Origin of the sequence: Streptomyces ipomoeae 91-03 (assembly GCF_000317595.1) — a bacterium.
GTDB lineage: Bacteria > Actinomycetota > Actinomycetes > Streptomycetales > Streptomycetaceae > Streptomyces > Streptomyces ipomoeae.
Map to the genome: position 1 here is coordinate 1 of NZ_AEJC01000338.1, position 13750 is coordinate 13750.

At 70.4% G+C, this 13750-nt stretch carries 10 protein-coding genes and 1 pseudogene; 1 reads left to right on the forward strand and 10 read right to left on the reverse strand.

Features of this window, described 5'->3' with window-relative positions; genetic code table 11:
• From STRIP9103_RS22040 to STRIP9103_RS22085, 10 genes and pseudogenes are all read right to left on the reverse strand, one after another.
• Positions 1 to 176, reverse strand: a pseudogene (locus STRIP9103_RS22040) (exodeoxyribonuclease III); the annotation flags it as partial.
• Between the two features lie 62 nt (positions 177 to 238).
• Entirely contained in the window at positions 239 to 1309 is a 1071-nt protein-coding gene (locus STRIP9103_RS22045) for a pseudouridine synthase (RefSeq protein WP_009318268.1), read from the reverse strand.
• A complete protein-coding gene (gene scpB / locus STRIP9103_RS22050; protein WP_009318276.1) occupies positions 1309 to 1983 on the reverse strand; it encodes an SMC-Scp complex subunit ScpB in 675 nt (224 codons plus the stop codon). Before scpB ends, STRIP9103_RS22045 begins: the two co-directional genes overlap by 1 nt.
• On the reverse strand, positions 1980 to 3182 hold the full coding sequence (locus STRIP9103_RS22055; protein ID WP_063747301.1) for a segregation and condensation protein A: 1203 nt from the start codon (positions 3180 to 3182) through the stop codon (positions 1980 to 1982). The genes scpB and STRIP9103_RS22055 overlap by 4 nt, the downstream gene beginning before the upstream one ends.
• A 19-nt stretch (positions 3183 to 3201) precedes the next feature.
• Positions 3202 to 3807, reverse strand: a complete 606-nt coding sequence (locus STRIP9103_RS22060) for a hypothetical protein (protein WP_009318266.1) — start codon at positions 3805 to 3807, stop codon at positions 3202 to 3204.
• Positions 3792 to 4928, reverse strand: coding sequence for a ParA family protein (locus STRIP9103_RS22065; RefSeq protein WP_078614005.1), 1137 nt, complete (start codon positions 4926 to 4928; stop codon positions 3792 to 3794). Before STRIP9103_RS22065 ends, STRIP9103_RS22060 begins: the two co-directional genes overlap by 16 nt.
• Before the next feature lie 405 nt (positions 4929 to 5333).
• Positions 5334 to 6458, reverse strand: coding sequence for an alanine dehydrogenase (ald, locus tag STRIP9103_RS22070; protein ID WP_048820745.1), 1125 nt, complete (start codon positions 6456 to 6458; stop codon positions 5334 to 5336).
• Between the two features lie 166 nt (positions 6459 to 6624).
• Complete coding sequence (locus STRIP9103_RS22075; protein WP_009318274.1) at positions 6625 to 8733, reverse strand: tetratricopeptide repeat protein; 2109 nt, start codon at positions 8731 to 8733, stop codon at positions 6625 to 6627.
• Positions 8734 to 8964: 231 nt separating this feature from the next.
• Positions 8965 to 9591 carry an NUDIX domain-containing protein gene (locus tag STRIP9103_RS22080; protein ID WP_009318263.1) on the reverse strand — a complete coding sequence of 209 codons (627 nt, stop codon included), beginning with the start codon at positions 9589 to 9591 and terminating at the stop codon, positions 8965 to 8967.
• Between the two features lie 95 nt (positions 9592 to 9686).
• Positions 9687 to 11351: a CTP synthase gene (locus STRIP9103_RS22085; RefSeq protein ID WP_009318262.1), complete on the reverse strand. Its 1665-nt coding sequence runs from the start codon at positions 11349 to 11351 to the stop codon at positions 9687 to 9689.
• Positions 11352 to 11912: 561 nt separating this feature from the next.
• Between STRIP9103_RS22085 and STRIP9103_RS22090 the strand changes: the two genes are divergently transcribed.
• On the forward strand, positions 11913 to 13715 hold the full coding sequence (locus tag STRIP9103_RS22090) for a glycoside hydrolase family 15 protein (RefSeq protein WP_009318254.1): 1803 nt from the start codon (positions 11913 to 11915) through the stop codon (positions 13713 to 13715).
• The last annotated feature ends 35 nt before the right edge of the window (positions 13716 to 13750 follow it).

Consider the following 13750-nt stretch of genomic DNA (forward strand, 5'->3'; position numbering starts at 1 on the left):
GCCGCCCGCTCCACGAACCCCTTGACCGCCTTGGAGGCCAGCCCGGCCGTGGCGACCTGGTAGTGGATGCGCCAGCCGCTGTCGTTGTCTAAGGCACGCCCCCGGTACGACCACCAGGTGTACGGCCCCTCGACGTCCGGATGCAGGGCGCGCATGACGTCGAGGTACGCGCCGTCACCCTAGTCGAAGACCCGCCCCGCCACGAAGCCGCGTACAGGCCCGCGCAGGCCTTGGACCTCTAGAGGTCGACCTCCTGCATCAGCATCCCGACCTCGGTGTTGGACAGCCGGCGCAGCCAGCCCGACTTCTGGTCGCCGAGGGTGATGGGCCCGAAGGCGGTGCGGACGAGCTTGTCGACGGGGAAGCCGGCCTCGGCCAGCATCCGGCGCACGATGTGCTTGCGCCCCTCGTGGAGGGTGACCTCGACGAGGTAGTTCTTCCCGGTCTGCTCGACGACCCGGAAGTGGTCCGCGCGCGCGTAGCCGTCCTCCAGCTGGATGCCGTCCTTGAGCCGCTTGCCCAGGTCTCGCGGGATCGGGCCGACGATGTGCGCGACGTAGGTCTTCTTGACGCCGTACTTGGGGTGGGTCAGCCGGTGCGCCAGCTCGCCGTGGTTGGTGAGCAGGATGACGCCCTCGGTCTCGGTGTCCAGGCGGCCCACGTGGAAGAGCCGGGTCTCGCGGTTGGTGACGTAGTCACCGAGGCACTGCCGGCCCTCCGGGTCCTCCATGGTCGACACGACACCGGCGGGCTTGTTGAGCGAGAAGAACTGGTACGACTGCGTGGCGACGGTCAGGCCGTCGACCCTGACCTCGTCCTTCTCCGGGTCGACCCGCCTGCCCTGCTCGGTGACGATCTCGCCGTTGACCTCGACCCGGGCCTGCTCGATCAGCTCCTCGCAGGCGCGCCGGGAGCCGTATCCGGCGCGCGCGAGCACCTTCTGCAGCCGCTCGCCCTCCTGCTCGGCACCGGGGAACGTCTTGGGCAGCTTGATGTCCTTCTTGCCGGCGTACCGCTCCCGGTTCCGCTCCTCGGCCCGCGCGTCGTACTCACGCGAGGTCGCCGGGGCCGTACGGCCGCGCCCGCCCTGCTGGGGCTGCTTCGGCCCGCCCTTGGCGCCGCCGCGCGCGGAGGCGCCGCGCCCGGACTTCGGGCCGTCCTTCGTCGCCCCGGGGCCCACGTCGTAGCGGCGCTCCTCGGGGCGGGGCTTGCGGGGACGGCCCTGGCCGCCCTGCTTCTGGTCCCTGTTGTTGCCGGCACCGCGGTAGTTACCGCGCCCGCCGCTCTTGCCGCTGCCGCTGCTTCGCATCAAAGTTCCGTCGTCGTCGTGTCAGTCATGGCCGACGTGGGACCGTCGTCCGGGTCCGGTGCATCCGGATCGAACGACGGTACGGCTTCCTGGGTCTCGGCCTCGATCGCCTCCGCCTCCGGGAGGAAGGGCGCGAGCTCCGGGAGCTCGTCCAGGCCGCGCAGGCCCATCCGCTCCAGGAAGTAGTTCGTCGTCCTGTACAGGATCGCACCTGTTTCGGGTTCCGTGCCCGCCTCCTCGACCAGACCGCGTTGCAGGAGGGTCCGCATGACACCGTCGCAGTTGACTCCTCGTACGGCCGAGACACGGCTACGGCTGACCGGCTGCCGGTACGCGACCACGGCCAGCGTCTCCAGCGCGGCCTGGGTGAGCCGCGCCTGCTGTCCGTCGAGCACGAACCGCTCGACGGCGGCGGCGTACTCGGGCCGGGTGTAGAACCGCCAGCCCCCGGCGATCAGCCGCAGCTCGAACCCGCGCCCCTGCACCGTGTACTCGTCGGCCAGTTCCCTGAGCGCCTTGCCGATCTGCCGCTTGGGCCGCTCGAGGATCTTGCTCAGATGCTCCTCGGTCGCGGGCTCGTCCACGACCATGAGAACGGCCTCCAGGGCGGGCTTGAGGTCGAGGCCGGCGACGGTCCGCAGACCCGCGGGCGCCTCGGTGGTCTCCTCGCTCACGACTTCTCCTCCTTCACAGGCTCCGGCGCCCGGTCGAACTCGTCCGTGACCAGGGGCTCCTCACCCTCATCCCCGCCGGTCCAGCGCACGATCAGATCCCCGAGCGCGGTCTCCTGGTCCAGCGCCACCGCCTTCTCCCGGTACAGCTCCAACAGCGCGAGGAACCGGGCCACGACGGTCAACGTGTCATCGGTGTCCTCGACGAGCACCCGGAAGCTGGCCTCCCCCAGCTCCCGCAGCCGGGCCACGACGATCCCGGCCTGCTCCTGCACACTCACCAGGGGCGCGTGAATGTGGTCGACGTACACCTGGGGCTTCGGCTTCGGCTGCATCGCCTTGACGGCCAGCTTGGCGAATCCTTCCGCCCCGATGCTGATGACCACCTCGGGCAACAGCTCGGCATGCTGCGGCTCCAGCCCGACGGTACGCGGATAGCGCCGGGCCTCCTCGTCCAGCCGCCGGTTGAAGATGTCGGCGATCTGTTTGTACGCGCGGTACTGAAGCAGCCGGGCGAACAGCAGATCCCGAGCTTCGAGCAACGCCAGGTCGGCCTCGTCCTCGACCTCGGCGGCGGGCAACAGCCTGGCCGCCTTCAGGTCGAGCAGTGTGGCGGCGACGACAAGAAACTCCGTCGTCTCGTCCAGGTCCCAGTCCGGCCCCATGGCCCGGATATGCGCCATGAACTCATCGGTGACCTTGGAAAGCGCCACCTCGGTGACGTCCAGCTTGTGCTTGGAGATCAACTGGAGGAGGAGATCGAACGGGCCCTCGAAGTTGGAGAGCCGGACTTTGAAGACCCCGTCGTCGGCACCCTCGGCCACCGGGTCCGTGGGCGCGGCCCCGGCCGCCGAAGGCGACTCGGGCCCCCCGGGCCCCCCGGGCCCCGGCGCGGCTTCGGCTTCGGCTTCGGCTTCGGCTTCGGCTTCGGCTTCGGCTTCGGCTTCGGCTTCGGCTTCGGCTTCGGCGGGAACGGCGGCGGGGGGTGCCTCGTCACCGGCGTCCGCGTTGTGCCCACCGGCGTCAGCCGCAGAGCCGGCCTCAGCCGACGACTCGATCCCCGCCGAAGGCGGCGGCTCGGCCTCCGTCAAAGGCGGCTCGGTCGGCGGAGCGGGCGGCGCGGCCCCCGGCCCCCTCCCCAACGCACGCCGGCGTCCGGCAGTGCCGCCGGAAGCCGTGGGCGAGACGTTGTTCGAGGCCATAGCCCCCGCAGGCTACCGCCTACCGCCCACGAAGCCGACGTACCAGGATGCTGGCGTCGCCCCGGGACTCCAGGTCGGCCAGCACCACGGCGACGGCTTCCCGGACGATCCGCCCCCGGTCGACGGCGAGCCCGTGCTCCCCGCGCAGCACCAGCCGGGCGTGCTCCAGGTCCATCAGCTCCTCGGCGGAGACATACACGGTGATCTTCTCGTCGTGCCGCTCCCGCCCACTGGGCCGGCGCCCGGCGGCCCGCCCCCGCTTGCGCGGCGCGGCTGCCCCGGCGGCACCGGCAGCCGCGGCTCCGGCGGCAGAACCTTCCTGCGCCGCTCCCTGACGCCGAGCGGGGGCAGTCCGGTCAACCCCGGCGGAGCGGCTGCGCGGCTGCTCCCCACCGTCGGCCTCCGCGTCCGCGGCCACATGCTCGGACCCCTCGCCGTCACCGCTCTGCACGGGCACGGACGGCGGCGCGTCCTCCGTGGCGGCGGCCCCGTCGCTGTCCCCGGCGGGAGCGGGCACCCGGGCTTCTCCGTTGGCCCCCCGCCGGGGAGTGGACGGCTGAAGCGCCATTCCCCCTGTCGTACGGAAGAGTTCGTCGGCCCCCGGCAGACTCACTCGGCGTGACACCGGGCGAGCACCTCCCTGGCGAGCTGGCGGTAGGCGGCGGCACCGACGGAGTTGGAGGCGTAGGTGGTGATCGGCTCACCGGCGACCGTGGTCTCCGGGAAGCGGACCGTACGTCCGATGACCGTGTGGTAGACGTGGTCGTCGAACGCCTCGACGACACGGGCGAGCACCTCACGGCTGTGGACGGTGCGCGAGTCGTACATCGTGGCGAGGATGCCGTCGAGCTCCAGCTCGGGGTTGAGCCGTTCCTGCACCTTCTCGATGGTCTCCGTCAGCAGCGCGACACCGCGCAGGGCGAAGAACTCGCACTCCAGCGGCACGATCACCTTGTGCGCGGCGGTCAGGGCGTTCACGGTGAGCAGGCCGAGCGAGGGCTGACAGTCGATCACGATGTAGTCGTAGTCGGCCATCAGCGGCTTCAGCGCCCGCTGGAGCGTCGACTCGCGCGCGACCTCGGAGACCAGCTGCACCTCGGCGGCGGACAGGTCGATGTTGCTCGGCAGCAGGTCCATGTTGGGGACCGCGGTCTTGAGCAGGACCTCGTCCGCCGACATGCCCCGCTCCATGAGCAGGTTGTAGACGGTGAGGTCGAGCTCCATCGGGTTCACGCCGAGGCCGACCGACAGGGCGCCCTGCGGGTCGAAGTCGACGAGGAGGACCCGGCGGCCGTACTCCGCGAGCGCGGCACCCAGGTTGATGGTCGACGTCGTCTTGCCGACGCCGCCCTTCTGGTTGCACATCGCGATGATCGTCGCGGGGCCGTGACTGGTCAGCGGACCCGGGATCGGGAAGTAGGGCAGCGGGCGACCGGTCGGGCCGATGCGCTCGCGGCGCTGGCGGGCCGCGTCGGGCGCGAGCGTCGCCGCGTACTCCGGATCGGGCTCGTACTCGGCGTCCGGGTCGTAGAAGTGCCCGTCGGGCAGCTCGTCGTAGTCGGCGAAGTGGTTGTGGACCTCGCCACTTCCGTCGCCGGCCATGGCGTTCACGTGTTGGCCATCCATGCTCTGGTGTGCTGGCTGGGTCACTCCTGAGGACTGGTGACCCTGGTGGGCTGCGAAGGTGCGGACAGCGACGGAGCCGACGGCCGCGAACCCCGTGGGTCCCGAGACCCGCGCAGGCATTCCTGGTTGACCACCCCCGGGAGTAAATGTCGACTCATTCACAAGTCGTCTTACCTCCTTGGTGACCAGGAAACTTCTAGACAGGTCAGCGTGGCACCATGCCGACGGTTGGCGACTCTATGGCGTGTCGGCGGTCCGCAGCAACACAATCCGCCGGACCCGGCCCGATGTGTCGGCAATGAAACATGCGGCTGTCAAGGGCGTAGGGCCGTCGCACAGCAGGTTTCACCGGTGCGTGAAACCTCCGAAGGGTTACGTTCGAGGCGAGTTGCGCGAGTGTCGCAAAGTGACCATACACACATTGGGCCGGACCTTGTCGGGCAAGATCCGGCCGGGACTGTGCTGTTGACGACCTGTGTTGACGTATCGCCTTTTACCGAAAGGTGACTTAAAGCCGCCGGTCGGTCAGCCGAGCAGCGACGCCAACTCGACGTGCTCCAGGCCGTGCGCCTGTGCGACCTCCCGGTAAACCACCTTGCCGTCATGGGTGTTGAGACCCCTGGCCAGCGCCGGGTCGCGGCGCGCCGCCTCCGCCCAGCCGTGGTCGGCGAGTTCGACGATGTACGGCAGCGTGGCGTTGGTGAGGGCGTAGGTGGAGGTGTTGGGCACCGCGCCGGGCATGTTGGCGACGCAGTAGAAGACCGACTCGTGGACCTTGAAGGTCGGCTCGGCGTGGGTGGTGGGCCGGGAGTCCTCGAAGCAGCCGCCCTGGTCGATCGCGATGTCGACAAGGACACTTCCCGGCTTCATCCGCGAGACGAGCTCGTTGGTGACCAGCTTCGGCGCCTTGGCGCCCGGGATGAGGACGGCGCCGATGACGAGGTCGGCCTCGAGGCAGGCCTTCTCCAGTTCGAAGGCGTTGGAGACGACGGTCTGGATCTTGGTGCCGAAGATCCTGTCGGCTTCCTTGAGCTTGTTGATGTCCTTGTCGAGCAGGGTCACGTGGAAGCCCATGCCGATGGCGATCTGCGCGGCGTTCCAGCCCGAGACACCGCCGCCGATGACGACCGCGCGCCCGGCCTGCACGCCCGGCACACCGCCGGGGAGCACCCCGCGTCCGCCGTTGGCGCGCATCAGATGGTAGGCGCCGACCTGCGGGGCGAGCCGGCCGGCCACCTCGGACATGGGCGCGAGCAGCGGGAGGGCCCGGCCGGGCAGCTCGACCGTCTCGTATGCGATCGCGGTCGTGCCGGACTCGACGAGGGCGTCCGTGCACTCCTTGGAGGCGGCGAGGTGGAGGTAGGTGAAGAGCGTCTGGTCCTTGCGGAGGCGGTGGTACTCCTCGGCGATGGGCTCCTTGACCTTGAGCAGCAGGTCGGCGGTGGCCCACACCTCGTCGGCGGCCGCCAGGATCTCGGCGCCGGCGGCGACGTACTCCCCGTCCGGGATCGACGAGCCGACACCGGCGCCCTGCTCGATGACGACCTGATGGCCGTGGCGCACCAGCTCGTGCACGCCGGCCGGGGTGATCGCCACTCGGAACTCGTTGTTCTTGACCTCGCGGGGGATGCCGACCTTCACGTCGATCACGGTCCTTGGATCGCAGGGGTGTGGGGGCTTGCGCGCACAGGCGGTACATGCCTGGGCAATGCATGACATACCCGTACGCATAGGAGCGCACCGGGAGACACCGCAGGAGAACCGGCGGCGCAGCCAGTCTAATGAAGGTACCCCCGCTGTCTAGCCTTTCAATGCATCAATCTTTCGCAGATGCACTACGGATTTCGCAGGCGTTAGGGCCGTGTTCCGCATCGATCTCGTCGGTTCCGTCGGTTCCGTCGGTGTCAGGGTCCGGGAACTCCGCGCCAAGCAAACGTTTGGCAGCTGCACGGTGCAGTCGGGCCGCCGCCCGGTCACCGAACCGTTCCAGGGTGTCGGCGAGCCGGAGCTGGAGCGTGGCCTGGAGCCGGGCGTCGTCGGCGCGGCGCGCCCACTCCACCGCCTCCTGGCAGGTCCGCAGCGCCTCCTCGGGGAGTCCCGCGTACTCCTGGACGCGCGCCATCTCGCTCAACGCCCTTGCCTGGCCGCCCACATCGCCGAGCCTGCGGTAGCCGGTGAGCGCCGAGCTCCAGTTGCGCAACGCCTCGCCGTAGCGGCCCGCGCAGGTGTTCACGGCGGCCATCCGGCCGTACAGCCGGGCCGCGTCCTCGCGCTCGTCCCGGGCGAGGCGCTGGGCGAGCGCCCTGCCGTACCAGTCGGCGGCCCGGTCGTAGTCCTCCAGCTCCTGGTGGGCACCGCCCACGGATTCCATCGCGCGGCCGGTCGCGTACGGGTCGTTCGCGGCCCGTCCGGCGTCGAGCGCGGCCCGGTAGCGGGCCAGCGCCGCCTTCGTACGGCCGGTACGGGCGTCCAGGTCGCCGAGGTTCAGCAGGGCGGCGGCCTGCTCGCGGGGCAGGTCCCGGCGCTCGGCGACATCGAGGACGAGCTGGTGGATGCCGTACAGGTCGGGGGCCGCGGCCCGGGTGCCGAAGTGCGCGACCATGGCCCGCACCAGCTGGGACATCAGTCGCCGGGCCAGGGTGTCCAGCTCCCCGTCGGCCACCGCGAGCCGGGCGGCGGCGAGCAGCGCCGGACGGCGGACGCGCAGCCACTCCTCGGCGGCCCGGGGGCTCGGGAACCGCAGCGCCTTGGGCATGCCGAGCAGCTTCTCGCGGGCCAGCGGGCTGTCGGTCTCGGTGATGGCCCGGCAGGACTGCAGCAGCCGTACCGTCCGCTCCAGCATCCGCGCCCGGGCCAGTTGCAGCTCGCCCGGCTTCTCCTGGCTCTCGGCGAGGGACCGCAGCAGCGGCTGGAGGCAGCCGGGGACCTCGTACTGCGGCAGGGGCGATTCGACGGAGTGCAGGAACCCCAGATCGACGAAGTCGTCCAGCGTGGTGCGGGCCGCGCCGACGGAGCAGCCGGCGAGCCCGGAGGCGATGTGCGGGTCGACCAGGCCGGCCGGGGCGAGCGCGAGGAGGCGCAGTATCCGGGCGGCGGGGCTCGGCAGGGAGGCGTACGACAGCTTGAAGATCTTGGTGAGCGGCGGGCTGTCGGCCTCGTCGGCGCGCAGCTGTTTGGCCAGGTCGGAGACGGCGACCATGGGCCGGGCGGCGAGCCAGCCGCCGGCGAGCCGCAGCGCGGCGGGCTGGGCGGCGCACACCTCGACGAGGCCCTCGGCGGAGCGCGGGTCGACGGTGATGCGCACCGAGCCGGTGAAGCGTTCCAGCAGCTCCACGGCGGACTTGGTGTCCAGTTGGCCCAGGGTGCACGGGCGGACGTCGGAGATGCCCGTCAGCGGCCCCTCGGAGACCGCCACGACGAGTGAGTCGGGGGTGTCGGGCAGCAGCGCGTCGACCTGCTCGGCGTCGGCCGCGTCGTCCAGCAGCAGCACGACCCGGCGATCGGCCAGGGCCTCGCGCAACGCCTCGCCGAGGTCGTCCTCGTCCGCGCCGGGCGGGGTCGGCAGTCCGAGTTCGCCGAGCAGTTCCCGGGCCGCGCGCTCGATCGGCACCCGGGTGCCGTCGGGCTCGGTGAGCCGGGTCCGCAGCACCCCGTCGGGGTAACCGTCGGTAACTTGCCGGACGAGTTCCTCGGCGAGGGCGGTACGGCCGTAGCCGGGTCTGCCCGCGATGAGGAGCACGCGCGCGTGGGGCGCCTTTCGGCCCGCGAGGGTGTTGAGCCCGGCCCGGCCGATGTCGGCCCGCAGTTCCTTCAACTCTCTTGTCCGGCCGAGGAACTGACTGTCCGTGGGGGCGGCCTCGACAGCCGGAAGCCGCCCTGTTCCGGACACCTGGGTGCTCCCGGTGTCCACCGCCTGATCCACCACGGGCCACACTCCCGTCACCACTGCACGAGCAAGCCCGCCGGGACTCCGGTTCGGGCGTCTCCCGAGCCTAGTTCACGCTCTGCGACGATCTGGGCGGAGCACGACGGCCGGATCGCTCGATCGGATCAGAAGATCGTAGGACCGGCGGTGTGAGGTCGCTGTCAGCACGGGTTCAGGACGCCGGTAGGGGCTGTGAACAGCACTGTGGCCCCGGTGGACCTCAGCACGGGTTCAGGACTCGAACGGCCGCGCAGGCCACGGCGCCTCAGCGGCCCGCAGCGCCTCGACGCCGTCCCCGTTCCTCGCCGCCAGCAACGAGAGCGCCCCCACCACCAGGCAGTTGTTGTGCAACTCCCCCGCGAGGACGCCCCGTACCAACGCGTCCAAGGGCACCCGGGCCACCTCCATGTCGGCCTCCTCGTCCTCCACCTCGAAGCGCCGGCCGTCGGCCTCGGAGAGGTCCCGGGCGAGGAAGATGCGCACGGCCTCGTCGCAGCCGCCGGGGGTGGTGTAGACGTCGGTCAGCACCCGCCAGTCCTCCGCCTTGACGTGCGCCTCCTCGTAGAGCTCGCGCTGGGCGGCGTGCAGCGGGTTCTCGCCCGGCACGTCCAGGAGCCCCGCCGGGATCTCCCACAGCTTCTGGCGCACGGGGTGGCGGTACTGGCGCAGGACCAGGACCCGGTCCTGGTCGTCGAGGGCGAGGACGGCGACGGAACCGGGGTGGACCTGGTAGTCGCGGCGGACGACGGAACCGTCGGGCATGACCACGTCGTCGGTGCGCACCGAGGTCTTGTTGCCGACGAACGGGGTCTCGCTCGCCCGGACCTCCCACTCCTCGGCGGTGTCCTTGATGGTCATGTCGACTCGTCCTCCCACACGTGCAAAAGAAACCGGGGCACACATCCCGAAAGACGCGCACCCCGGCCACCGTACAGCTCTCGTGCCCCTCGGTTTTACTTGCCGGTCTTGCGCTCCACCGCGGCCTTGACCAGCCCGGCGAAGAGCGGGTGGGGCCGGGTCGGGCGGGAGCGCAGCTCGGGGTGGGCCTGGGTCGCGACCAGGTAGGGGTGGACGTCGCGCGGGTACTCGACGTACTCGACGAGCTTGCCGTCCGGGGAGGTTCCGGTGAACTGCAGACCGGCCTTCTTCTCCAGTTCGGCGCGGTAGGCGTTGTTGACCTCGTAGCGGTGGCGGTGACGCTCCTCGACGTACTCCTTGCCGTCGTACACCTCGCGCACGATCGAGCCCTCGGCGAGCTTGGCCGGGTACATGCCCAGGCGCATCGTTCCGCCCATGTCGCCCTCGCCTGCGACGATGTCGAGCTGCTCGGCCATGGTGGAGATGACCGGGTGGGCGGTGGCGGAGTCGAACTCGGTGGAGTTGGCGTCCGGGATGTCGGCGAGGTTGCGCGCGGCCTCGATCACGATGCATTGCAGCCCGAGGCAGAGGCCGAGCAGCGGGATCCTGTTCTCACGGGCGTACTGGATGGCGCCGACCTTGCCGGAGACACCGCGGTCGCCGAAGCCGCCGGGAATGCAGACGGCGTCGACGTCGGCGAGCTGCGCGGCGGCGCCGGCCGGGGTCCTGCAGTCGTCGGAGGTGACCCACTTGATCTTCACACGGGCCCGGTTGGCGAAGCCGCCCGCGCGCAGGGCCTCGGTGACGGAGAGGTAGGCGTCGGGCAGGTCGATGTACTTGCCGACGAGCGCGAGGTTGATCTCGTGCCGGGGGTTGTGGACGCGGTCGAGCAGGTCGTCCCAGGTCGTCCAGTCCACGTCACGGAACGGCAGGTCCAGCTTGCGGACGACGTAGGCGTCCAGGCCCTCGCCGTGGACGGTCTTCGGGATGTCGTAGATCGAGCGGGCGTCGGGGCAGGCGACGACGGCGGCCTCGTCGACGTCGCACATCAGGGAGATCTTGCGCTTGATCGCGGCGGGCACCTCGCGGTCGCAGCGCAGCACGATCGCATCTGGCTGAATACCGATGTTGCGCAGCGCCGCAACCGAGTGCTGCGTCGGCTTCGTCTTCAGTTCTCCCGAGGGCCCGATGTACGGCAGGAGCGAGATGTGGACGACGAAGACGTTGTCACGGCCGACCTCGTGCCGGACCTGGCGGACGGTCTCCAGGAACGGCAGCGACTCGATGTCACCGACGGTGCCGCCGACCTCGGTGATCACGACGTCGACCTCGTCGGAGGCCATGCGCCGGATGCGGTGCTTGATCTCGTTGGTGATGTGCGGGATGACCTGCACGGTGTCGCCGAGGTACTCGCCGCGCCGCTCCTTGGCGATCACCGTGTTGTAGACCTGGCCGGTGGTGACGTTGGCCGAGCCGTCCAGGTCGCGGTCGAGGAAGCGCTCGTAGTGGCCGATGTCCAGGTCGGTCTCGGCGCCGTCGTTCGTGACGAACACCTCACCGTGCTGGAAGGGGTTCATCGTGCCCGGGTCGACGTTCAGGTAGGGGTCGAGCTTCTGCATCACGACGCGCAGGCCACGGGCCTTGAGCAACATGCCGAGGCTGGAGGCGGTCAGACCCTTGCCGAGCGAGGAGGCGACACCCCCGGTGACGAAGATGTGCTTGGTCGTCGTGGTGCTGTTTCGGAAAGCAGCGGGCGGCATGGCCAAGAGGGGGCTCCCGTGGTCGCGGTTCTGTGTGCGGGTCGGCCGCCGCCCGATCGGTTCGTCGGGGGGTGCCGTCGCTGCGGTTCGGGGGTCCCATTCGAGTCGGGGCGCCCTCCGGTCCACGGGCTACCAGGGTATCAGCGACAGGGCACGATCGCTTCCGGCCACGCTCCGCGCACGGGCCGACACGGACCTCGTACGACCATCGGCGAATCTCGGTCAGCCATCACTCCTGGCTCACTCGTCCGGCTCACCTACGTTGCCGGGAGCGGCACGCGGAGCCCTCCGCTGCGTCGTATCCTCTTCGGACACTCGCTGCCGAGCCCGGCCGGCGAAACGGCACCACCCCCGGCCGTCTTCCGGAAACACGCGAGCTCGTCAGTTCGTTGAGCAACGATCGCCTCGAATGCGTTGAGGATCGTTGAGCGACATCGCATCACACCGTCCCTTGGATCACTCTGGATACTGGTTCCTTTGTCGATCCCATGGGTCCCTTGACCGCACACCGCACAGCGACCGCCCCTCGGGGGCGACGTGGCCGTTCGACTGGAGTTGCACGTGGCCGGGCGCATCGAAGACTACGCACTCATCGGAGACATGCAGACCGCTGCCCTGGTCTGCCGGAACGGCACGGTCGACTGGCTGTGCCTGCCCCGCTTCGACTCCCACGCCGTCTTCGCGGGCCTGCTGGGCACGGAGGAACACGGCTTCTGGCGTCTCGGCCCGGCGCACGCGGCGGACACCGAGCCGCCCACGGCCTCCCGGCGCCGGTACCGCGGCGACTCGCTGATCCTGGAATCCGAGTGGGACACCCAGCGGGGCACGGTCCGTGTGACCGATTTCATGCCCCCTCGTGACGGCGCCCCCCAGCTGATCCGGATCGTGGAGGGCATCAGCGGCCGGGTGCCCATGCGCTCGGCGCTGCGGATGCGTTTCTCGTACGGGCGGGTGGTGCCCTGGGTGCACAAGCACGAGGGGCGCACGGTGGCCGTCGCCGGGCCGGACTCGGTGTGGTTCGACACCGAGTGCGAGACCTACGGCAAGGCGCTGACCACGTACGCCGACTTCACGGTGACGCCGGGTGACCGGATCGCGTTCACGATCTCCTGGGAGCCCTCGCACAAGCAGCCCCCGCCGCTGCCGGAGCCGGAGCCGTCGCTGCGGGCCACCGAGGAGTTCTGGCGGGAGTGGGTGGAGCAGTGCACGTACCACGGCCCGTACCGCGAGGCGGTGATCCGCTCGCTGATCACCCTCAAGGCCCTGACGTACGCCCCGACCGGCGGCATCGTCGCGGCGCCCACGACCTCGCTCCCGGAGCACATCGGCGGCGTCCGCAACTGGGACTACCGCTACACCTGGCTGCGCGACGCGGCGATCACCCTGTCCTCGCTGCTGCGCACCGGCTACCGCGACGAGGCCCGCGCCTGGCGCGAGTGGCTGCTCAGGGCAGTCGCCGGCGACCCGGAGAACCTGCAGATCATGTACGGCATCGCCGGTGAGCGGGAGCTGGGCGAGGCCGAGCTGGAGTGGCTGCCCGGCTACGAGGACTCGGCGCCGGTCCGCGTCGGCAACGGCGCCGCGCACCAGCTCCAGCTGGACGTGTACGGCGAGGTCACCGAGGCCCTGCACCTGGCGCACATGACGGGCCTGGCCCGCAACGACTACGCCTCCCTGCTCCAGCTGAAGCTGATCCGCTACCTGGAGGACCACTGGGACGAGCCGGACGAGGGCATCTGGGAGGTCCGCGGCCCGCGCCGGCACTTCGTGCACTCCAAGGTCATGGCCTGGGTCGCCGTCGACCGCACGATCAAGCTCATCGAGTCCGGCGACGCGGACGGCCCGCTGGAGAAGTGGCGCGAGCTGCGCGACGACATCCACCGGGACGTGTGCGAGAAGGGCTACGACAAGGAGCGCAACACGTTCACGCAGTCGTACGGCTCCAAGGAGCTGGACGCCTCGCTGCTGCTGATCCCCCAGATGGGCTTCCTGCCGCCTGACGACAAGCGCGTCATCGGCACCATCGAGGCGATCCAGCGCGAGCTGTCGACCCCGGACGGCTTCATCCTGCGCTACCCGACGCAGGGCGAGAAGGAGGGCGTCGACGGCCTGCCCGGCGACGAGGGCGCGTTTCTGGCCTGCTCGTTCTGGATGGCGGACGACCTGGCGATGATCGGCCGCGTGGACGAGGCCCGCAAGCTCTTCGAGAAGCTGCTCTCCCTGCGCAACGACCTGGGTCTGCTCGCCGAGGAGTGGGACCCGGTCCTGGAGCGCCAGGTCGGCAACTTCCCCCAGGCCTTCAGCCACGTCCCCCTGATCGACACGGCCCTGCGCCTGACCGCCTCGGGAGCGTACGGCGGCTGAGCACGGGCTTCGCCCCAGCGTGCACGGGCGGTAGC